The organism is Streptomyces sp. NPDC050416 (assembly GCF_044458845.1).
In the GTDB taxonomy this organism is placed as follows: domain Bacteria; phylum Actinomycetota; class Actinomycetes; order Streptomycetales; family Streptomycetaceae; genus Streptomyces.
In genome coordinates this window covers 1-20,004 of the sequence record NZ_JBITII010000019.1, presented here as the reverse complement: position 1 = coordinate 20,004, position 20,004 = coordinate 1, and the positions used below count along the sequence as shown (strand labels likewise).

General features: G+C 72.7%; 16 protein-coding genes. 8 read left to right on the top strand and 8 right to left on the bottom strand.

What is annotated here, in order from left to right; genetic code table 11:
- Window positions 1-67: 67 nt before the first annotated feature.
- Window positions 68-517, bottom strand: a complete 450-nt coding sequence (locus tag ACIBL4_RS38340; RefSeq protein ID WP_399416442.1) for an SRPBCC family protein — start codon at window positions 515-517, stop codon at window positions 68-70.
- A gap of 95 nt (window positions 518-612) precedes the next feature.
- Here ACIBL4_RS38340 and ACIBL4_RS38335 point away from each other — a divergent pair, with 95 nt between their 5' ends.
- A complete protein-coding gene (locus ACIBL4_RS38335; protein ID WP_399416441.1) occupies window positions 613-1,065 on the top strand; it encodes a flavodoxin family protein in 453 nt (150 codons plus the stop codon).
- Window positions 1,066-1,070: 5 nt separating this feature from the next.
- Here ACIBL4_RS38335 and ACIBL4_RS38330 read toward each other — a convergent pair whose 3' ends face one another.
- Window positions 1,071-2,177 (bottom strand): YihY/virulence factor BrkB family protein, encoded by a 1,107-nt coding sequence (locus ACIBL4_RS38330; RefSeq protein WP_399416440.1) that lies wholly within the window; start codon window positions 2,175-2,177, stop codon window positions 1,071-1,073.
- 143 nt (window positions 2,178-2,320) lie between these two features.
- Between ACIBL4_RS38330 and ACIBL4_RS38325 the strand changes: the two genes are divergently transcribed.
- The 4 genes from ACIBL4_RS38325 to ACIBL4_RS38310 all read left to right on the top strand — a co-directional run bounded on the left by ACIBL4_RS38325 (window position 2,321) and on the right by ACIBL4_RS38310 (window position 7,022).
- Complete coding sequence (locus ACIBL4_RS38325; RefSeq protein ID WP_399416439.1) at window positions 2,321-2,953, top strand: GNAT family N-acetyltransferase; 633 nt, start codon at window positions 2,321-2,323, stop codon at window positions 2,951-2,953.
- A gap of 188 nt (window positions 2,954-3,141) precedes the next feature.
- Window positions 3,142-3,813, top strand: coding sequence for a lytic polysaccharide monooxygenase (locus ACIBL4_RS38320; RefSeq protein WP_399416438.1), 672 nt, complete (start codon window positions 3,142-3,144; stop codon window positions 3,811-3,813).
- Window positions 3,814-4,065: 252 nt separating this feature from the next.
- Window positions 4,066-6,078 carry a DUF1996 domain-containing protein gene (locus ACIBL4_RS38315; protein ID WP_399416437.1) on the top strand — a complete coding sequence of 671 codons (2,013 nt, stop codon included), beginning with the start codon at window positions 4,066-4,068 and terminating at the stop codon, window positions 6,076-6,078.
- Between the two features lie 194 nt (window positions 6,079-6,272).
- A complete protein-coding gene (locus tag ACIBL4_RS38310) occupies window positions 6,273-7,022 on the top strand; it encodes a sulfite exporter TauE/SafE family protein (RefSeq protein WP_399416513.1) in 750 nt (249 codons plus the stop codon).
- A 9-nt stretch (window positions 7,023-7,031) separates the two neighbouring features.
- Here the strand turns inward: ACIBL4_RS38310 and ACIBL4_RS38305 are convergent, their stop codons facing one another.
- The 3 genes from ACIBL4_RS38305 to ACIBL4_RS38295 form a co-directional block, all read right to left on the bottom strand.
- On the bottom strand, window positions 7,032-9,266 hold the full coding sequence (locus ACIBL4_RS38305) for an MMPL family transporter (RefSeq protein WP_399416436.1): 2,235 nt from the start codon (window positions 9,264-9,266) through the stop codon (window positions 7,032-7,034).
- A 59-nt stretch (window positions 9,267-9,325) separates the two neighbouring features.
- Window positions 9,326-10,315 (bottom strand): DMT family transporter, encoded by a 990-nt coding sequence (locus tag ACIBL4_RS38300; RefSeq protein ID WP_399416435.1) that lies wholly within the window; start codon window positions 10,313-10,315, stop codon window positions 9,326-9,328.
- An 89-nt stretch (window positions 10,316-10,404) separates the two neighbouring features.
- Entirely contained in the window at window positions 10,405-11,181 is a 777-nt protein-coding gene (locus ACIBL4_RS38295; RefSeq protein ID WP_399416512.1) for a chitosanase, read from the bottom strand.
- A 262-nt stretch (window positions 11,182-11,443) separates the two neighbouring features.
- Between ACIBL4_RS38295 and ACIBL4_RS38290 the strand changes: the two genes are divergently transcribed.
- Entirely contained in the window at window positions 11,444-11,626 is a 183-nt protein-coding gene (locus ACIBL4_RS38290) for a hypothetical protein (RefSeq protein ID WP_399416434.1), read from the top strand.
- 13 nt (window positions 11,627-11,639) lie between these two features.
- On the opposite strand, the gene ACIBL4_RS38285 is transcribed toward ACIBL4_RS38290, so the two are convergent.
- On the bottom strand, window positions 11,640-12,368 hold the full coding sequence (locus tag ACIBL4_RS38285) for an ankyrin repeat domain-containing protein (protein ID WP_399416433.1): 729 nt from the start codon (window positions 12,366-12,368) through the stop codon (window positions 11,640-11,642).
- A gap of 1,059 nt (window positions 12,369-13,427) precedes the next feature.
- On the opposite strand from ACIBL4_RS38285, the gene ACIBL4_RS38280 reads away from it, so the two are divergent.
- Window positions 13,428-15,560 (top strand): SpoIIE family protein phosphatase, encoded by a 2,133-nt coding sequence (locus ACIBL4_RS38280; protein ID WP_399416431.1) that lies wholly within the window; start codon window positions 13,428-13,430, stop codon window positions 15,558-15,560.
- A gap of 204 nt (window positions 15,561-15,764) precedes the next feature.
- Here ACIBL4_RS38280 and ACIBL4_RS38275 read toward each other — a convergent pair whose 3' ends face one another.
- Both ACIBL4_RS38275 and ACIBL4_RS38270 read right to left on the bottom strand, forming a co-directional pair.
- Window positions 15,765-16,430: an ANTAR domain-containing protein gene (locus ACIBL4_RS38275; RefSeq protein WP_399416511.1), complete on the bottom strand. Its 666-nt coding sequence runs from the start codon at window positions 16,428-16,430 to the stop codon at window positions 15,765-15,767.
- A gap of 115 nt (window positions 16,431-16,545) precedes the next feature.
- The gene (locus ACIBL4_RS38270; protein ID WP_399416430.1) at window positions 16,546-19,125 is read right to left on the bottom strand and encodes a SpoIIE family protein phosphatase; all 2,580 of its coding nucleotides are present in this window, start codon (window positions 19,123-19,125) and stop codon (window positions 16,546-16,548) included.
- A 148-nt stretch (window positions 19,126-19,273) separates the two neighbouring features.
- On the opposite strand from ACIBL4_RS38270, the gene ACIBL4_RS38265 reads away from it, so the two are divergent.
- Complete coding sequence (locus tag ACIBL4_RS38265) at window positions 19,274-19,861, top strand: hypothetical protein (protein ID WP_399416429.1); 588 nt, start codon at window positions 19,274-19,276, stop codon at window positions 19,859-19,861.
- Window positions 19,862-20,004 lie beyond the last annotated feature (143 nt).

The following is a 20,004-nucleotide window of genomic DNA, read 5'->3' as shown; positions in this document are numbered from 1 at the left end:
CCGGACAGAAGGCGGCCGCCACCACGATCAGTGGTGGCGGCCGCCTTTCTCGCTGATCAGACGCTGATCAGACCTCGCCGCGCCAGGCCCCGGTCTCCGTCCCCCGGGCCTCCATGAACTGCTTGAACCGCCGCAGATCACCGGAGACCTGCCGCTTCACGAACCCGAGCTTGTCGCCCACGGTCTCGGCCACGCCACTGGGGTCGAACTCCATCTGGAGCATGACCTTGGTCGTGTCGTCATGGATCCGGTGAAAGGTCACCACTCCGGCCTGCCTGGCCTCGCCGTTCACGGTGGTCCAGGCGACCCGCTCGTCGGGGATCTGCTCGGTGATCTCCGCGTCGAACTCCCGCTCCTGGCCGCCGACCTTCGTCACCCAGTGCGTCAGGGTGTCCGTGCGCTGTTCGATCCGCTCCACGCCGTCCATGAACTGGGGGAAGTCCTCGAACTGCGTCCACTGGTTGTACGCGGTGTGCACGGGGACGCGGACCTCGATGGATTCCTCTACCTGTGACAAGGCGGTACCTTCCTTTCTCGTACGGAGAGCGACGGACGGGTACCAGTTCTCGCGCCGGACACTCATGGTCGTCACGACTTGTAAGGTCGGTCGACGTGGCCACCTTGCTGATCGTCCATCACACTCCCTCGCCCAACTGCCAGGCGATGTTCGAAGCCGTCGTCTCCGGGGCGAGCGACCCCGAGATCGAGGACGTCCGGGTCGTCCGCGTGCCGGCGCTCGCCGCCACCGCCTCCGACGTCCTCGCCGCCGACGGCTACCTCCTCGGGACCCCCGCCAACCTCGGCTACATGTCGGGCGCCCTGAAGCACTTCTTCGACCAGGTCTACTACCCGTGCCTCGACGCGACCCGCGGCCGGCCCTTCGGGTACTGGGTGCATGGCGGGAACGACGTCACCGGGGCCGTGCGGGGCATCGAGTCGATCACGACGGGCCTCGGCTGGCGCCGTGCCGCCGAGGCCGTGACGGTGACCGGCGAGCCCGGCAAGGACGACGTCGAGAAGTGCTGGGAACTGGGCGCGACGGTCGCCGCCGGACTCATGGGCTGAACGGATCAGGTCCCTTCCATGCGGCGCCGGTCCTGTTCGTCCCACTTGCGGGTGTCACGCGGCTGCGTGTACGGCTCCGCCTCGGGCGGATGACCACCGGCGATGGCCCGCTGCCGGACCGTCTCGGCGTCGAACTCCAGGCCCAGCAGGATCGCCAGGTTCGTGATCCACAGCCACACCAGGAAGACGATGACGCCGGCCATCGTGCCGTATGTCTTGTTGTACGAGGCGAAGTTGGCCACGTAGACCGCGAAGCCGGCCGAGGCGATCATCCAGATCAGCAGCGCCAGCAGACTGCCCGGCGTGATCCAGCGGAACCCCTTCACCTTGGCGTTCGGGGTCGCCCAGTACAGGATCGCGATCATGATCGTGACCAGCACCACGAGAGCGGGCCACTTCGCGATCGACCAGACCGTCAGCGCGGTGTCCCCGATCCCGAGCGTGGTTCCGACCTGCCGGGCCAGTCCGCCCGTGAAGACCACGATCAGCGCGCTGATCACGGCCAGCACCATCAGCACGACCGTCACGGCCACCCGCACCGGCAGCAGCTTCCACACCGGCCGTCCCTCGGGCATGTCGTAGACGGCGTTGGCGGAGCGGATGAACGCCGCCACGTAGCCGGAGGCCGACCACACTGCGAGGAGGAGACCGACGATCGCCATCAGCGAGCCGATCCCGGCGTTGCCCTGCAACTGCTCGACGGCCCGGGTGATGATGTCGCGGGCCGAGCCGGGGGCGAGCTGCTGGACGTTGTCGAGCACCTTGTCGGTGGTCGACTTGCCGGTGATGCCCAGCAGCGACACCAGCACCAGCAGCGCCGGGAACAGCGCCAGCACCCCGTAGTACGTGAGGGCCGCCGCCCGGTCGGCCAGCTCGTCGTCCTTGAACTCCCTAAGGCTCCCCTTCAGCACCGCACCCCACGACTTCCGGGGGAGCTCACTCGGGCTGTCCGGCGCGGCACGCTCCACTTCGGGCCCCGGACCGGGCTCCTGGTCCGGCCTGGGGCCGGACCTCTCCGCGGCCGGAGCGGCAGCCCGGGCCGGGGCGGAGTCCCGAGGCGGTGCCTCGCTCGCGTGATGTTCTTTTCGTCCCGGAATATGCAGCTTCACCATGAGAGCCGGGTAACCCCGAGCCGTGCGGTTAAGCCGCGCTCGGCGGAGACCGTCCGTGGCCGACTCGCCCTGCGGGGCCCCCGCCGCTCCAGCCTCTCCGGTCGGATTGAGGGAGCGCTCCCAGAACGGGCACGATGCTAGGCATGACCACGCTCCCCGTCATCCGCCCGTACCGCTCCGAAGACCGTCCGGCCCTCGACGACATCTGCGTCCGCACCGCGCACAACGGCCAGGACAGCCGCCCTCACTACACGGACCCCGGCATCTTCCCGGTCACCTTCGCGGCTCCGTACGTCCATCTGGAGCCCGACCTGGCGTTCGTGCTGGACGACGGGCAGGAGCGGGCGGTCGGTTACATCCTCGGCACGGCCGACACCGCGCGCTTCGCCGAGGCCTTCCGCAGCACATGGCTGCCCCTGGTCGCCGACCGCTACCCGAAGCCCCCGGAGCCGCCCCGCACTCCGGACGAGGCGATGGCGGCACTGCTGCACAACCCCGAGCGGATGGTGCTGCCCGAACTCGCGGCCTGCCCCGCCCACCTGCACATCGACCTGCTGCCCGAGTGGCAGGGGAGCGGCCATGGCCGCCGTCTGATGCGGACGTTCCTCGCGTCCCTCCAGGGCAGGGGAGTGCCGGCCGTCCACCTGGCCATGGCGACCGCCAACACCCGGGCCAGGGCCTTCTACGACCGCATGGGCTTCCATGAACTCGACGTCCCCGAGCCCGGCTCGGCCACCTACCTCGGCCGTACCACGAAGGAACTCGACCGGCTCTGAAGACCCTCTCGAACGCTTCGAACGCATCGAACGCGCCAGGGGACACGGAAGTGGCGCAAACGCACGTTGCCGACCCCGGCCATCCGGCGCAGCCTGGGCTTGCGGGAGCGCTCCCACGCAGGCGCTCCCGCACCCCCACGGAACGACATCGAGAGCACTGCAACCCCCACATTCGAAAGAGGGAGATCATGGATTGTCATGGTCATGCTCGTAGAATCCGCTCCCGTCTGACGCTCGCCCTGAGTGTCCTGGTCGCCACGCTCCTCAGCCTCATCCCCTGGAGCGGCACCGCCGTCGCGCACGGCTCGGTCGTCGACCCGGCCTCCCGCAACTACGGCTGCTGGCTGCGCTGGGGCAGCGACTTCCAGAACCCCGCGATGGCGCAGCAGGACCCCATGTGCTGGCAGGCGTGGCAGGACAACCCCAACGCCATGTGGAACTGGAACGGCCTGTACCGCAACGGCTCGGGCGGCAACTTCCAGGCCGTGGTCCCCGACGGCCAGCTGTGCAGCGGCGGACGCACCGAGGGCGGCCGGTACAACTCCCTGGACACGGTGGGCGCCTGGAAGACGACCGACGTCACGGGCGACTTCACCGTGAAGCTGTACGACCAGGCCAGCCACGGCGCCGACTACTTCCTCGTGTACGTCACACGGCAGGGCTTCGACCCCGCCACCCAGCCGCTGACGTGGAACGACCTCCGGCTCGTCGCACGCACCGGCAAGTACGCGCCCAGCCAGAACTACGAGATCCCCGTGAGCACTTCGGGCCTGAGCGGCCGGCACGTCGTCTACACGGTCTGGCAGGCGTCGCACATGGACCAGACCTACTTCCTGTGCAGTGACGTGAACTTCCGCTGACCTGCGGTTCCCCGCCGGTCCACGAGACCGGCGGGGTCCGGGTGTTTGGCGGCTTCATGAGAGTTCTCCGAAAATTTTCGAGACACGTGAACACGCCGGTGCTCCCGTACGTATGGGGCGAGGGGATTTTCATGCCCGGTTCGCCACAAGCGCAGGAGAGCACCCTTGGGACGCAACACGCGAAGACGCCCTACCGGCCCACGACGCGCGACCTTCGCCGCATTCGCACTGATCCTCGGCGGAGGCGGCCTGATGGCCGCGAACGTCTACGCCTCCGCGACCGACGGCGGTTCGGGCGGTGACTCCGCCCAGACGCGGTCCGGTACGGGGGTCCGGACCGCCGGCTCCACGATCGACTGCCCCGACGTCGGCAGCAAGCTGACCTCGGTCCCCGAGCAGGCGCGGGGGGAGGTCGACAAGGAACTCGCCCTCCTGGACGAGCAGATAGCCAAGGCTTACCAGCGTCTGAGCGAGTCCGCGCAGCAGGTGCAGCAGGACTCCGGCTTCGCCGACAACGCGATCATGAACCCGCTGAAGGACAAGCGGGCCGCGGCCCTCGAACGCATCGCGATCGCCATCGACCGGGTGGGGGACCGCCCCGAAGGGCTCGAGGCCCTCGCCGCCTGCACCGTGCGGGACTCCGGCAACCAGGCCCCCGCGCAGGGCGAGGGCCAGGACGGCAACGGCGGCCAACAGGCCGGCCAGGAGCAGGACCAGGGGCAGGACGGCCAGGAGGAGGGCGACGGCCAGGGTGCCAACGGCGGACAGGCGGGCAACGGCCCGGTCGCCGCCGACTTCGCGCCCATCACCAGCGTCCAGCCGAACGCCGGCAGCCCGCGTCAGGGGACGAAGGCCTCCCGGGGCTCCTTCGCCACCGACTGCGGCGTGAACGAGAACGGCCTGTTCAACTCCGACAACATCATCGCCGCCCCGGGCGTCACCAACGGCGCCCACCACTTCCACGACTACGTCGGGAACCAGGCCAACAACGCCTTCGCCAGCGACCAGGACCTCGCCGACGCCAAGACCAGTTGTGTCGACCAGGGCGACAAGTCCTCCTACTACTGGCCCGTGCTGCGCCTGCAGAACGGCACCCAGGAGCAGGACGCCAAGTCGCCCGGCGGCGGCATCGAGGGCAACGCCGGCGAGATCGTGACGCCGAAGCAGGTCACGCTGACCTTCGTGGGGAACCCGCAGGGCAAGGTCACCGAGATGCCGCGGCTGCTGCGCATCATCACCGGTGACGCCAAGTCGTTCGTCAACGGCCCGGCCAACGCCAACGCGTCCTGGAGCTGCACGGGCTTCGAGGACCGGCAGCTGAAGGACAAGTACCCGCTGTGCCCGCAGGGCAGCGACGTGGTGCGCACCTTCAGGTTCCAGAGCTGCTGGGACGGCCGCAACATCGACAGCGCCAACCACCGCACCCACGTGGCGTTCACGGACGCCGCCGGCAACTGCCCGTCCGGCTTCCGGCCCATCCCGCAGCTGGTCCAGCGCATCGTCTACGACGTCGACGCGCCGAGCCTGGAGGACGGCGGCCGTACGACACCGCTGTTCGCGGTGGACTCCTTCCCGGAGCAGCTGCACAAGCCGGTCACCGACCACGGCGACTTCATCAACGTCTTCGACGAGGACCTGATGCGGGAGATGGCCGACTGCATCAACGACGGCCGCACGTGCGGCGCCGGAGCGGAAGCCGAACCGGGTGACAACCCGGAGGAGGAGCCGCAGGAGCAGCCGACGAAGACCCCCGCGGAGCCGACGAAGGCCCCCGAGGCCCCGCAGGAGCAGCCCACCCGCACCCCGGACGCGCAGGACGGCAACGCGGGCGGAAAGCCCGTCGACGCGGGTGACGGCGACGGCGGGAAGGACCAGGCCGCCAAGCCCCCGGCGACGAACAAGCCGGCCCCCGGGCAGGAGCAGCCGAAGGAGCCGGAGCAGGGCGGTTCGCCCACGGCCGCGCAGCGCACCGACGAGCCGGAGGTGTTCGCGACGCCCACGCCCGAAGGCGGCACCGCGAACGCCGGTGAGCAGGGCGGCTCGAAGGACGACACCGGCGAGGACACGGACGGTCTCGGCCAGTCCCAGGCCGTCGGAACGGCGACCAGCGCCGCTCCCACCCCGTCGGTCCCGTCCCGTACCGAGCCCCAGGCGGTCGGCAGCGGCGGTCTCGCCGACACCGGCGCCCAGCTCTGGCCGGCCGCGGCGGGCGCCGTCCTGGTCATCGCGGGCTTTGTCGTCCTGCGCCGCGTCAGGCGAGGCTGACCGACGGCACCGGCACGACCGGCGAACGGCGGCGGGATCCGGCCCGGATCCCGCCGCCGTCGCGCGTGGCCGGTCGTCCGCCATCCTTCGTCGGCCGCCGAACCGCTCGTCCTCTAGCGTGATCCCATGAACATGACCAGGAAGGCCGGACGCGGCGGTGCCGCCGGCGGAGCAGCACGGTGACGCCGGCCGAGATGGCGGCCGTGTTCGCCGCCGGTACGGGCGCGGGCGCCGTCAACGCCGTCGTCGGCTCGGGCACGCTGATCACCTTCCCGGTCCTGCTCGCCACCGGCCTGCCCCCCGTCACCGCAACGGTGTCCAACGGGCTCGGCCTGGTCCCCGGCTCCATCAGCGCGGCCATCGGATACCGCGAGGAACTCCGCGGGCAGCGACGCCGCGTCCTGCTGCTCGGCATCGGTGCCGTACTGGGCGGCCTCGCGGGAGCCGTGCTGCTGCTGACCCTGCCCGCATCCGCCTTCGAGCGGATCGTGCCGGTCCTCGTGAGCCTCGCCCTCGTCCTGGTCGCCTGCCAGCCGTTGATTTCCAAGTGGGTGCGCCGCCGTCGCCCGGAAGGCGGTCCCGTCCGTCGGGACGGCGGTCCGCTGCTGTTCACCGGCCTGACGCTCGCCAGCGTCTACGGCGGCTATTTCTCCGCCGCGCAGGGCATCATCTACGTCTCCCTGATGGGCATGCTGCTCGACGACACGCTCCAGCGGCTCAACGCCGTCAAGAACGTGCTGGCCGCCGTCGTCAACACCGTCGCCGCCGTACTCTTCCTCTTCTTCGCGGAGTTCGACTGGACGGCCGTCCTGCTCATCGCCGTGGGTTCCGCACTGGGCGGCCTGATCGGAGCCAGGACGGGCCGCCGCTTCAGCCCCGCCGTGCTGCGCACCCTGATCGTGTCGGTCGGCACGGTCGCCCTGGTCCACCTGGTGCTCAACTGAGCCCACCGCCTAGGACCGTCCGCCCTCGGCGTCGATGTGCGGCAGCATCCGGTCCAGCCACCGCGGGGCCCACCAGGCGTGCCGTCCCAGCAGCGTCATCACGGCCGGCACCATGAGCAGGCGCACGACGGTGGCGTCGATCAGCACGCTGACGGCCAGCCCCAGTCCGAGCATCTTGACCACGATGCTGTCGCCGACGATGAACGCCGCGAACACGCTCACCATGATCAGCGCGGCGCAGGTGATGACCCGGGCCGTGATCTCCAGGGCGTGCGCGACCGAGGCCTTGGCGTCCCCGGTGCGCAGCCACGCCTCGTGGACCCGGGACAGCAGGAAGATCTCGTAGTCCATGCTGAGGCCGAAGATGATGGCGAACATCATCATCGGCACATAACTCTCGATGGGCACCGTGCCGTTGACGCCGAGGGCGGGGCCGCCCCAGCCCCACTGGAACACCGCGACGACCACGCCGTACGAGGCGGTGATCGACAGGATGTTCAGGACAGCGGCCTTCACGGCGACGAGCAGCCCCCGGAACACGGCCAGGATGATCAGGAACGCCAGGGCCACCACCACGGCGATGATCACCGCCAGCCGGGAGGCGACGATGTCGCGGAAGTCGACCTGCGCCGCCGTCGTGCCCGTGACGTACCCCTTGGCGTCCGTCCCCCGGACGGCGTCCGGCAGCGTGTCGTCGACCAGACGGTTGGCCAGGTCCGTGGTCGTGGCGCTCTGCGGAGACGACGTCGAGTAGACCGTGCCGATCAGGACGTCCCCGTCCTGGGTGGCCGTCAAGGGCGTGACGACGGCGGCGCCCTGGACCGAATCGAGCGTCTGCTGGGCCTTCGAGGCCAGATCGGAGCGCTGTGAGTCCGGTACTCCCGTCTGGTCGATGACGGCCGTCAGCGGACCGTTGGACCCGGGTCCGAACGCGTCGGTCATCAGGTCGTACGCCCGCCGGTCGGTGAAGGACGTCGGGTCGGCGCCGTCACCGATGTGGCCGAGCCGGATGGACAGCACCGGGATCGCCAGGACGACGATCACCGCGACACCCGCCGCCAGGAACCACAGCGGCCGGCGCTCCACCCGCTGCGCGTAACGGTGCCAGGTGCCCTGCGCATCACCCGCGCCTGTGTCGGTCTCGGCGACGGGGCGGCGCACCCGGTAGCGGTCGATGTGCCGGCCGAGGAGGCCGAGCAGTGCCGGGACCAGGGTGAGCGCGCCGGTGACGGCCGAGACGACCGTGACGGCGGCGGCGAACCCGAGCTTGGCGATGAACGAGACCCCCGATGCGGACAGGCCCGCCAGGGCGATGATCACGGTGCAGCCGGAGACGAGGACGGCGCGGCCGCTGGTGGCGGCCGCCTGCCCGGCGGCCCGCACCGGGTCCGCCCCGTCGAGGAGGTTCTGCCGGTGACGGGTGATCAGGAACAGGGCGTAGTCGATCCCGACGCCCAGCCCGATCATCGTGGCCAGCGTCGGTGAGACGGTCGCGAAGGTGAACGCGGCGGCCAGCAGCCCGAGGATCGCGAGCCCGGCGACGACGCTGATCAGCGCGGTCAGCAGCGGGACACCGGCGGCGATCACGCTCCCGAACCCGACCAGCAGCACGACGACGGCCACCCCGAACCCGATCAGCTCGCTCACCCGGTCGTCGGCGGCCGGCCGGGCGAGCTCGCCGAGCGGTCCGCCGTACTCCACCTCCGCCCCGGCCGAACGCAGCGGCTGGACGGCGTCGTCGACCCCGTTCAGATAGTCGTCGCCGAGGGTCGACGGCTGCACGTCGAAGCGGACGGTGATGTAGGCCGTCTTCCCGTTGTCCGACAACGGCCCCACGTTCTGCTGCGACTGGCCGGAGGACGAACCCGAGGCGGAGAGCGGGTTCTGGGCCGACAGGACGTGCGGCAGCTTCTCCAGATCGGCGACCGCGGTGGACATCCGGGAGCTCAGAGCGGACAGGGACTGGCCGTCGTCGTGCAGCACGATCTGGCTGCTGTAGCCGCCGGCCTGCGGATCGTGCTTCTTCAGCACGTCCAGGCCCTTCTGTGACTGCGCCTGGGGCAGGGTGAAGTTGTCGGAGTAGGTGCCGCCGACCGAGCGGCTGACGACCTGGAGGGCCACCAACGCCACGAGCCAGGCGATGACGACGACCACGAAGTGGCGTGCGCACCACTCGCCCAGCCTCCGCAGCAGACCCGCCCGCGCGGCCTTCTCGTCCCCTGCACCGGTGCGGGTGTGCGGCATGGCCGTGGGCTCCTGTGTGGGACGGGACGTACGACGCCGTCCATTAGATGCGCGCGGGATCACTCCGGCATGCCGGACACGGCGTCACCACGCTCCTCCGGGCGGCCGTTCCCCCGGATGGTGGCCGCCGGGGGAGTGCGGCCGCCAGCGGGGATCACCGGCGGCCCGCCTCTGCCCGGCCGCGTCAGCGCCCCGGACCCGAGGGCGACGCCGAGGCCGACCAGCGCGCTGCCCGCCGCCTGGGCGAGACCGTAGGAGCCCGTGCCGACGAGCGGTGCGGTGCAGGCCGCCGCGACCGGGATGAGGCCGGAGAACAGGGTGGCGCGTTCCGCTCCGATCCGCTGCATGCCCATGTACCAGCACACGAACCCGACCACTGTGACCACCACCGCCTGCCACAGCAGGGCCCGGGTCTCGACGGTGTCCGGACGCCGCAGCCACCCGGTGCCGTCGGCGAGCAGCCCGGCCGCCGCCGACTCCAGCGCGGCGACCGCGCACACCGTGGCGGACAGCAGCCGGGGACCGAGGGGCCGCAGTACGGGCACGGCGAGCACGGCGAACCCGACCTCTCCCGCCAGGGCGCACATGGAGAAGGCGATGCCCGCGCCGTCGGTGCGCCCCCAGCCCTGGACGGCGCAGGCACCGACGGCCACGAGCAACGCCCCGTACAGCACGGCCCGTTGGGGCCGACGTCCGTCCAGGAGGGGCACGAGCACCGCGACCACCACCGGGGCACAGCCCACGAACACGCCCGGTACCGCAGGCTCCGCCGTGCGCTCCGCGGCGATGACGGCCAGGTTGAATCCGACCATGCCGACCGCGGCGAGCAGCGCGAGCCGGATCCACTGACGGGGTGTCAGCGCCCGCAGCCGGGCGGCGGCGCCCTTGCCGGCCAGCGGCACGAGCAGCAGACAGGCCAGCCCGTACCGCAGGAACTGGCCGCCCGCGTACGGGTAGTCGCCCAGGACGCTGTTGGCCGTGAAGGACCCTCCGACGAGGACGCAGGCGAGCGCGGCGAGAAGGGCGCCGCGCGTGGTGGTGGCGTTCATACGGGCGACGCTAGGCAGCCGGGCGGCCCGGGAAGGGGTCCACTTCGGTGCCTGCTTGGTGGACCAATCCCCGCCCGGGCCGCGACGGGTCAGCCGATGTGGTAGCTGTCGCCGTAGACCTTCCAGTCCAGCGGCGGGTCGAGATCGAGGTTGCGCTTGCGCAGGAAGACCCGCTGCGCCGTGTCGACCCTGCTGGTGTCGCTGTGTGCCTCCTCCTGCTTCATGGCCCACACGCGTGCGTCCAGGAAGGCGTCGAGGTACGTCACTTCGTCACCGCCCCACGCCGGCGGGTTCGCCGTGCGCAGCGCCCGCTTGCGGATGTTGCGGAAGCTCAGGGGGTCGTTGCCGTCGCCGTGCATGACGATGGCGTCGTAGTAGGCGAACTGGCCGAGCGCCCGCAGCCCGTCCGCCTTCCCCTGCCGGACCGCCGGGCCGAAGTACACCCGGTCGCGCTCGTCGTCCTGGGCGCGGCGGAACTCGGCGTCGCGGGCCGCCCTGCGCCAGTCGCCGGGGAAGCCGGGGTCGAGCCCGTCGTGCGAGTCGGAACCGCCGACCCTGCGCAGCGCCGGCAGGTACTTCGCCAGGACGTTGCCCGGTTTGCGGTCGGTGTACAGCTCGACGAGGTCGAGCATGTCGCCGGTGCCGGAACAGAACCCGATGATGCCGGCGGTGTAGCCGCGGCCGTCGCCGATGTCCTCGATGTACTGGTACTGCGCCTTCCAGTCGAGCGAGGAGTTCTCCGCGCTCGACACGAGCTGCATGGCGATCTCCTTCGTCGCCGGATCGTCGAGCCCGGCCGCACGGACGGACGCCGTGGCGTGGGGCGGCTTCAGGAACGGGGCGGCGGCGAGGGTCGCGCCGAACATCGCCAGAACGGTGCGGCGCGCTGCCGGGGTCGAGGGGTGTCTCACGGGGCCTCCAAGCAGGGTGGGGGTTGGGAGAGCTGGCCGTGCGGAACTGACAGGAAGGTTTACTATCATTGGCGTCGTGCAAGGGAAACAGCCGAGCGGAAAGTTCGTAGGGTCGAACAAGCGGCCCTCGCGGGAACCATGAGCCCGGCTCGCACGTCAACTCATTGCCCAGGGAGGCCGATCGGTCGTAGGAGACCAGCCGGAGAGGGGAATCGCCGTGGACGACGCGACGTCGCAGCGGAGCAGCGAGGCGGAGGCCGCAGCACGCCGGGCCCGGTTCGGGACACTGCCGGAGCCGGTGCGCCTGGAGGACACGGTCGAGGAACGGGCCGCCGGCGCGCCGGACCCGGCGCGCACCGCGTACAACCAGGACGAGTGGCTCGTGCGCTACTGCTTGTGAGACGCCGCGGACGCTACGAGCGGCTCCGCGCCCCCAGGCCGCGCAGCCACCGCACGACGTCGTCCGCGTCCTGGGCCCGGGCGATGTCGAGCGGGGTCAGGCTGTCATAGCCGCACCAGTCGATGTCCGCGCCGCGCCCGTGGAGGTACTGCGCGGTGGGCAGGTGACCGCCGTGGCAGGCGCCCCAGAAGGCGCTGGTGATCTCGTCGGGCGCGGGCGGCTCAGCGGCCTCGACATACGCCCGGACCCGGTCCAGCAGGCCGAGCGTGGCGGCGTCCTGGAGGGTGGTGCGAGCGCCGTGCTCGACGAGCCGGTGCGCGGCACGCCACTGGCCGAAGGCGCGGGCGTCGGCGAGCGGTGTGCCGCCGGCGATCACCGCACCCGGGGCCTCGATGTCGGCCCCGGCGGCGATGAGCGCGTCCAGGACGGGCACGTCGTTGTTGCTGGCCGCCCAGTGCAGCGGCGTCTCCTCGTGCGCACCGCCGAAGCGGGCGTTGGGATCGGCCCCGGCGGCGACCAGCGCGGCGATCACCGCGGGGCCGTGCGGGTAGTGACCGGGCCAGTCGGTCGCGATGTGCAGCAGACTGCGCGTGCCCTTGCCGTCCTCGCCGTGCTCGGTGACGCGGACGGAGGCCAGACCGGGATGCTCTGCCAGCAGCTGCCCCAGCCCGGGCAGATCACCGCCCCGGATCGCCTCGGTGACGGCGACGGCCAGTGGATCCTGCGATGTCAGCGTCTGCAAGGCCGGCCTCCCGGTCGCCGTCGAGACCTCCGATTCTGCCAGCACGACACGCCACCGGGCCGCGCTTTTCGGCATGCCGCCGGGCTACGCCCTTCGTCACGCCGTCCGACGAGCGCTTCGGCACACCGTCCGGCGAGCGCCCTGGCGCGCCGCCCTGCCCCGCTCCGCCCGGCCAGGCCTTCCGGTACGCCGCCCGGCCAGTTCCCCGAACGCTCCGCCTGGCGAGCGCCAGGCGCGCCGTCCGGCCAGCGCTCCGCCACCCCGCCCTCCGGTACGCCGCCCGCCCACGTCCTGCGGCGTCGCGCGGCCTTCTGCGTCCCCGGCCGATGACGTGGGCCAGTGCTCCGGCGCGCCGCCCGACTAGTGCTCCGGCGCGCCGCCCGGCGAGCGTTCCGCCTGGCCAGGCCCTTCGGTATGCCGCCCGCCCGCGTCCTGCGGCGTCGCGCGGCCTTCTGCGTCCCCGGTCGATGACGTGGGCCAGTGCTCCGGCGCGCCGCCCGGCGAGCGCCCTGGCACGCCGCCCGGCCAGCGCTCCGCCCGACCCCGCCCTCCGGTATGCCGCCTGCCCGCGTCCTGCGGCGCTGCGCGGCCTTCTGCGTCCCCGGTCGATGACGTGGGCCAGTGCTCCGGTGCGCCGCCCGGCGAGCGCCCTGGCACGCCGCCCGGCCAGCGCTCCGCCCGACCCCGCCCTCCGGTACGCCGCCCGCCCACGTCCTGCGGCGCCGCGCGGCCTTCTGCGGCCCGGCCCGATGACATGGGCCAGCGCTCCAGCGCACCATCCGGCCAGCGCTCCGGCGCACCGTCCGGTCACACCCACGGGTACACCGCCCGCCCAAGCTCTCCGGCGCACCGTCCGGCCAGCCCTCCGGCACATCACCCGCCCGTGCCCTCCGGCGCACCACCCGCCCGCGCCCTCCAGCACACCGCTCCTCCGCGCCCTCCGGCACAGCGCCTTCCCACGCCCTCCGGCCCCCCGGCCCGGCCCATTCGCGCCCCGGCCCGATGACGTGCCCCCGCGCCGCGCGAGGCGTAGCGTCCGGGTAAGAGCGGGAGGACATCATGCCCGGGAGCGACGAGCTGCTCAGGGGCGTCGGATCGCTGGACGACGCCCTGGGGGTGGCCCTGGCCGACACCGTGCGCGGTACCGGCGCCTCGATCGGCGGCCTCTACCTGATCGAGGAGGCGGAGCCGGTGTTGCGCCTGGTGGCGCTGTGCGGTCTGCCCGTGGCGTTCACCGCCCCGTGGCAGCGCCTGCCGCTGACGGCACCCGTCCCGGTCGCCGACGCCGTCCGCGACGACGTCCTGGTCTGCGTCGGCAGCCAGGACGAGATGGCCCGCCGCTATCCGCGGGCCGCCGCCGTCCTGCCGTACCCGTTCGCCCTGGCCGCGGCCCCGCTGAGCGGCGTCCGGCGCTGCTGGGGCGGCGTCGTGCTGATGTGGCCCGCCGCGCACCCCCGTATCGCCACGGCCCGGGAACGCGGCGACATCACCGCCAGCGCCCGCCGCATGGCCCGCCTGCTGGACGACGCCTCCCGGCCGCCCACCCTGCCGGACCAGCCGCGCGTCGTCCCCGTCGACGCCGCGCACCACCCCGTGCAGACCGGCCTGGCCGCCGCCGACTACCTCGAACGCCTCCCCGAGGGCGCCCTCGGCCTCGACCTGGAGGGCCGCATCACCTTCGCCACCGCCACCGCCGCCCGCCTCCTCGGCCGCCGCGCCGACCGGCTGCTGGGCACCCGGCCCTGGCAGTCTCTGTCCTGGCTGGACGACCCCGTCCACGAGGACCACTACCGCACCGCGGTCGTCAGCCGCGCCCCGGTGTCCTTCACCGCGCTCCGCCCGCCGGACCGGTGGCTGACCTTCCACCTCTACCCCGACACCAGCGGCATCAGCGTCCGCGTCGTCCCGGGGGCGGAACAGACCGAGCCCCCGTCACCGCCCGCCGCCGCACGGCCGTCCGCGGCCGCACCGACGGGACGCCTCTACCAACTCGTGCACCTCGCCGCCGCGCTCACCGAGACGGTGACCGTGCGCGACCTCGTGTCGCTGATCGCCCACCAGATCCTGCCCGCCTTCGGCGCCCAGGGCCTCGTGCTGTCCGCCGCCGAGGCCGGCCGCCTCAAGATCACCGGCCACCACGGCTACCCGGCCGACGTCATGGAGCGCCTGGACGCCCTGTCACTGGACACCGACCTCACCCCAGCCGGCCAGGTCCTCGCCAGCGGCGCTCCCGCCTTCTTCGCCGACCCGGCCGAGATGGCCGGCACCTACCCCAGGGCACCCCAGATCAGCGGCAAACAGGCCTGGGCGTTCCTCCCGCTGATCATCTCGGGCCGGCCGGTCGGTTGCTGCATCCTGTCCTACGACCACCCGCATACCTTCACGGCCGACGAACGCGCCGTCCTCACCTCGCTGTCCGGCCTGATCGCCCAGGCCCTCGACCGCGCCCGCCTCTACGACGCCCAGCAGCGACTCGTCCACGAACTGCAACGCGCCCTGCTGCCCCGGGCCCTGCCGCACCTGCCCGGTCTCGACGTCGCCGCCCGCTATCTGCCCGCAGGACACGCCGACGTCGGCGGCGACTTCTTCGACGTCCTGCGCCTGGACGACACGACCGCGGCCGCCGTCATCGGCGACGTCGAAGGCCACAGCATCGCCGCCGCCGCGCTCATGGGCCAGGTCCGCACCGCCATCCATGCCCACGCCACCGCGGGCGCCGCACCTGGCGAGGTCCTCGCCCGCACCAACCGGCTGCTGGCCGACCTCGACTCCGAACTGCTCGTCTCCTGCCTCTACGCCCACCTCGACCTGGCACACCACCGGGTGGCCCTCGCCAGCGCGGGCCACGTGCCCCCGCTGCTGCGCCCCGCCCACGCCACCGCCGGCGTCCTCGACGTCGAACCCGGCCCGCTGCTGGGCATCGACACCGGCGCCACCTACCCGGTCACCACCGCGCCCCTGCCGCCCGGCACCACCCTCGCCCTGTACACCGACGGCCTCGTCGAGCTCCCCGGCACCGACACGACCCGGACCACCTCCGACCTGGCCGGGCATCTCAACGCCGGCGACGGCCACGACCTGGAACGGCTCATCGACAGGCTCGTCCACCACACGACCCACACCGGACAGCACGCCGACGACGTCACGGTGCTCCTGCTGCGCACCTCCCACCCCGACGGCGGCCCGGCGTGAGGTCGCCGCAGCGCTAGGGCCTGTCGTTTGGATCACGCCGCAAACGCGGGGTCTGGCACGCGCGTCTGCGGCGTTGTCGTCGGTTGCCGATGCTCCGCATCGACGCCCTCCTCCGCCTTGCAGCTGCACGCACCAGACCCCGCTCACCGGCGCTGATCAGCGCTGCCGGTTCCCTGCGACCTGATCCAAACGACAGGCCTTAGGTCAGGTCTGGCCGGGAGCGTCGACGCGGACGCGCTGGGCGACGTCGCGCAGCTTGATGTTGTGGTGCTGGGAGATGCGCCGCAGCACGTCGAAGGCCTGGTCCTCGCTCAGCCGGTGACGCTCCATGAGGATCCCCATGGCCTCCCCGATGGCGTGCCGGGTCTCCAGGGCGTGCTCGAGCTGGTCGACTGTGCGGGCGGTGGCCAGCGCGACGGCGGCGTGGGAGGCGAGCAGCCAGCCCGCGGCCTCGATGTCCTTGCCGAAGGCCCCCGGCCGGCGTGAGTACATGTTGAGGGCGCCGAAGTCCTCGTCGCCGGTGTAGAGCAGCACGCCGGTCATGCTGCCGATCCCGAGGTCGCGGGCCGCCTGGGAGAACCGCGGCCAGGACGGCTGCGGCTTCGTCATGTCGGCGATGCGGAACAGCCGCTCGCCGTCCACGCGCCGGGCCGCGTCGAAGCACGGTCCCTCGCCCAGCTCGCCCTGCAGCCGGTCGGACTCCTCGACCATGTCTCCGCAGACGGAGAGCGTCACGGCCTTGCCCTTGGACACCGCCAGGATCCCGGCCGCGTCACAGCCCTCGACCAGCTTCACGGCGGCTGCCGAGATTTCGTCCAGCGTCGCCTGCACCGAGTCCTGCGCCACCAGATCGCGGGCGAGCATCGCCATCTGCTCGGCGTACCGCTGCCATTCCACCGCCACCACCGCCTCGCTCGCCCGTCCCGCCCACCGTACCCCGCGCCACGCCGCGCACACCGGTCGCGTGCGTCGGCAGCCCGGTCGTTCAGCGATACGCCGTCAGCAGCAGCGCCACGTCGTCGGGCCGCTCCCGGGCGCGGCGGGCCGTGCGCACCAGCCGGTCGGCGAGCTGCTCCACCGAGTCCGCCGGGGTGTCGGCGAGGCAGCGGCGGACCTCCTCGATGCCCGTCTCGATGTCGCTGCCGGGCTGCTCAACGAGCCCGTCGGTGTACAGGGCCAGGACGCTGCCGGGAGCCAGTGTCAGCTCCGTGACGGGATAGTCCGCGTCGAGCTGCACGCCCAGCATGACGCCGCCCGCGAGATCCAGCGTCTCCGCGTGCCCGTCGGGATGGCGCAGCAGCGGCGGGGGATGCCCGGCCCGCACGGCGAACGCCCGCCCCGTACGCGGGTCCAGCTCGATGTAGCAGCAGGTGGCGCAGACGTCCGCCTCCAGCTCGGACAGGTGCCGGTTGGTGTGCGTGATGACCTCCTGCGGCGGCCACTCGCTCGCCGCGAAGGCGTGCACGGCACTGCGCAGCTGGCCCATCACCGCGGCGGCGCCGACACTGTGGCCCTCGACGTCCCCGATGACCAGGGCCACCCCGCGCCCTGTGGTGATCACGTCGTACCAGTCGCCGCCGATGGCCATGCCCTGGGTGCCGGGCAGATAGCGGCCGGTGGTGCGCAGCCCCTCGACGGCGGGCAGCCGGTGCGGCAGCAGCCCCTCCTGAAGACCGCGGGCGACGGCGGACTCGGCGTCGTAGAGCCGCGCCCGCTCCAGCGCCTGTGCGGCCAGCCCGCTCAGCGCGGTGAGCGCGGAACGCTCGTCGGGCGTGAACCGGTGCGGGGTGTCCCAGCCGAGGATGCACGAGCCGACGGGATGCCCCGAGGCGATCAGCGGCAGGAACGACCAGGCGCTCATCCGGTCCAGGGTGATGCCCGGGTAGGCGACGGAGAGGTCCTCGGGCGACTCGAAGAACAGCGGCAGCCGCGTGGTCAGCGCGTGCACACCGGGCAGCTGCGTGTCGAGGGTGACCCCCTCGAACGGGGCGAGGAAGCCCTCGGGATAGCCCGACTCCCACAGCAGGTACATCCGGCCCTCGCGGACCGTGTACAGGGCGAGCTCCCGGACGCCGAACGCGGGCAGCAACTGCTCGGACACGGCCCGGCACACGTCCTCGACGGTCACCGCCTCGGTGAGCACGCTCGCCATCTGCACCACGTGGTACAGCGCCCCGGCACGCGCCGCCGTGACCGGCCCGGGCGGCGGCGCCACGGCCCCCGGTACGGGACCGGCGGCGGACCCCGCCTCGCGCGCCGCCTCGGCCTCGCTGGGCGGCCGGGCCGGCCGGACCCGGCCCGTCAGCCCGTGCACGTCCGGGTACAGCACGAAGCTCAGCCAGTTCCCGGCGGGATGCCGCACGAGGAAGGACACCTGCTCCTGCGACAGCATCGCCGCCCGGTAGCGGTCCTCGTACGCCGGATCCCGGAGCCAGGTGATCACCTCCCACGGATAGCGGCCCAGGAGCGCCTCCCGGCCGCCGCCCAGCAGTTCCTCGCAGCGGTGGTTGGCGTACGTCACGCGGCCGTCCTGGTCCAGGGAGAAGACACCGTCGGGCAGCCGCTCGGCGGCCTCGGCCGCCCTGAGCCCGCTGACGGCGTCGACGAGGGCCCCCGCCAGGATCCGGCCGGACTCGGCGCCGCCGCGCACGAGATGCCCCCACAGCTCGACGGGCCGGTAGCCGGCCTCCGCCTCGCCCGCGGAGTCGTCCCGCACCCGGAAGTGTCGGGACCTGACCCGGCCGAGCGTGAGCGCGTCGTGCCGGCACGCGCGCAGTTCGTGCAGGTCCTCGGGGCTGACCCGGGCCACGATCTCCGCCATCGTGCCGCCGAAGTCCGCCCGGCCGATGCCGAGGAGGGCGAGCGCCTCGTCGTCCGCCGTGCACCGGTCGCTGTCCAGGTCCCAGTCGATGAGCCCGACCCGGACGGGATGGACGGCGGGCGTGGGCAGCCGCACGCCCACCGGTTCGCCGTCGTACTCGACCCGGTCAGCGGCCGATTCCGCGGCCGATTCCGCGCCCGCCCGGCCGGCGGCGAGGCGGGTCAGACACTCCTCCATGGCCTGTCCGGCCGGGCGCAGCGCCGGCTCCACGGCCTCCGCTTCGATCGGCGACCGGGCGGCCGAACGCAGGACGACCAGGACACCCACGGTCTCGTCGCCGATCCGGACGGGCCGGTAGGCCGAGCCGAAGGAGTACGGCAGCCCGGCGGTGAAGTGCGGGAAGCGCACCATGGTGGCGCGCTCGTCCGGCAGCCACAGCGTCTCGCCGCGCCGGTAGGCCTCCGCCATGGGCAGCGCACCGCCCACCGGCACCCGCCACCAGGTCCTCAGCAGCGACCGGGGCACCCCGGTCACCATCGCGAGCACGAGCGAACGCCGGTCGCGGGAGCGCAGGTAGACCAGTCCGCCGTAGCCCCCGAGGTCCCGTACGGCCTCGATCAGCGCAGCGGTCAGGGCATCCTCGATCCAGCCGGTGTCCCCGGTCCGGGACCGGCCGTCACCACCGCCCCGGCGCCGGCCATCGGGTGACCGCGACCCGTCCGGTACGGCGGTTGACTCATCCATCTCGCGTCCTCCCGGTACGGACGCACCGGACCCCATCGCTCCCCACCAGGATGTGCCATGGTCGGCGGTCCGGCGCGGTGGGTGCAACCTTTCGGTCCGTCCGGACGTCTCACCCCATACCAGCAACACATGAGCCTCGGGGGCGGTAATGGTACGAATCAGAACAGCATGCGCGACTCTCGCGCTCGTCGGCGCCACGGTGGGCGTGGCAGCGGTCCCGGCCGGTGCCGCACCGGTCGCCGCCCGGGCAGCCGCCCAGGCCACGGCCTGTCCGACCGGCTGGGGAAGCCTCCCCAAGACCGACACCAGTGGCACGACCGCGCCGGTGAAGGACATCCGGACCGGTCGTCACACCTGCTTCGACCGGATGGTCATCGACGTGCCCGGCGGGGGCGGCGACATCGGCTACTCGGTCCGCTACGTCGACCGGCTCTACCAGGACGGCTCGGGCCGGGAGATACCCGTGGCCGGCGGAGCCGTCCTCGAGGTCCGGGTCGTAGCGCCCGCCTACGACCCGGAGACCGGCGCCGCCACGTATCCCGGCCGGGTCGCGCGCCCGCTGCCGGGCGTGGACCTCACCGGCTACCGCACCTTCCGGGACACCCGGTTCGCCGGCAGCTTCGAGGGCGAGACCCAGATCGGGCTCGGCGTCCGCGCCCGGCTGCCCTTCCGGGTGCTGCAGCTCGACGGCCGCGTCGTCGTGGACGTCGCCCACAACTGGACCGGCACGAGCTGACCGCGGTGCGCCCCGCGCCCCCGAGCCGGGCGCCCGGCCGGGCCGGGCGCAGTGACCGCGCCGCCGCCCCACCCCCACCACTGCCCGCGCCGCCGCGGCCGGCCGGAGGCGCCGCGGGCGCACGAATCCGCGGGCGGCCCGGG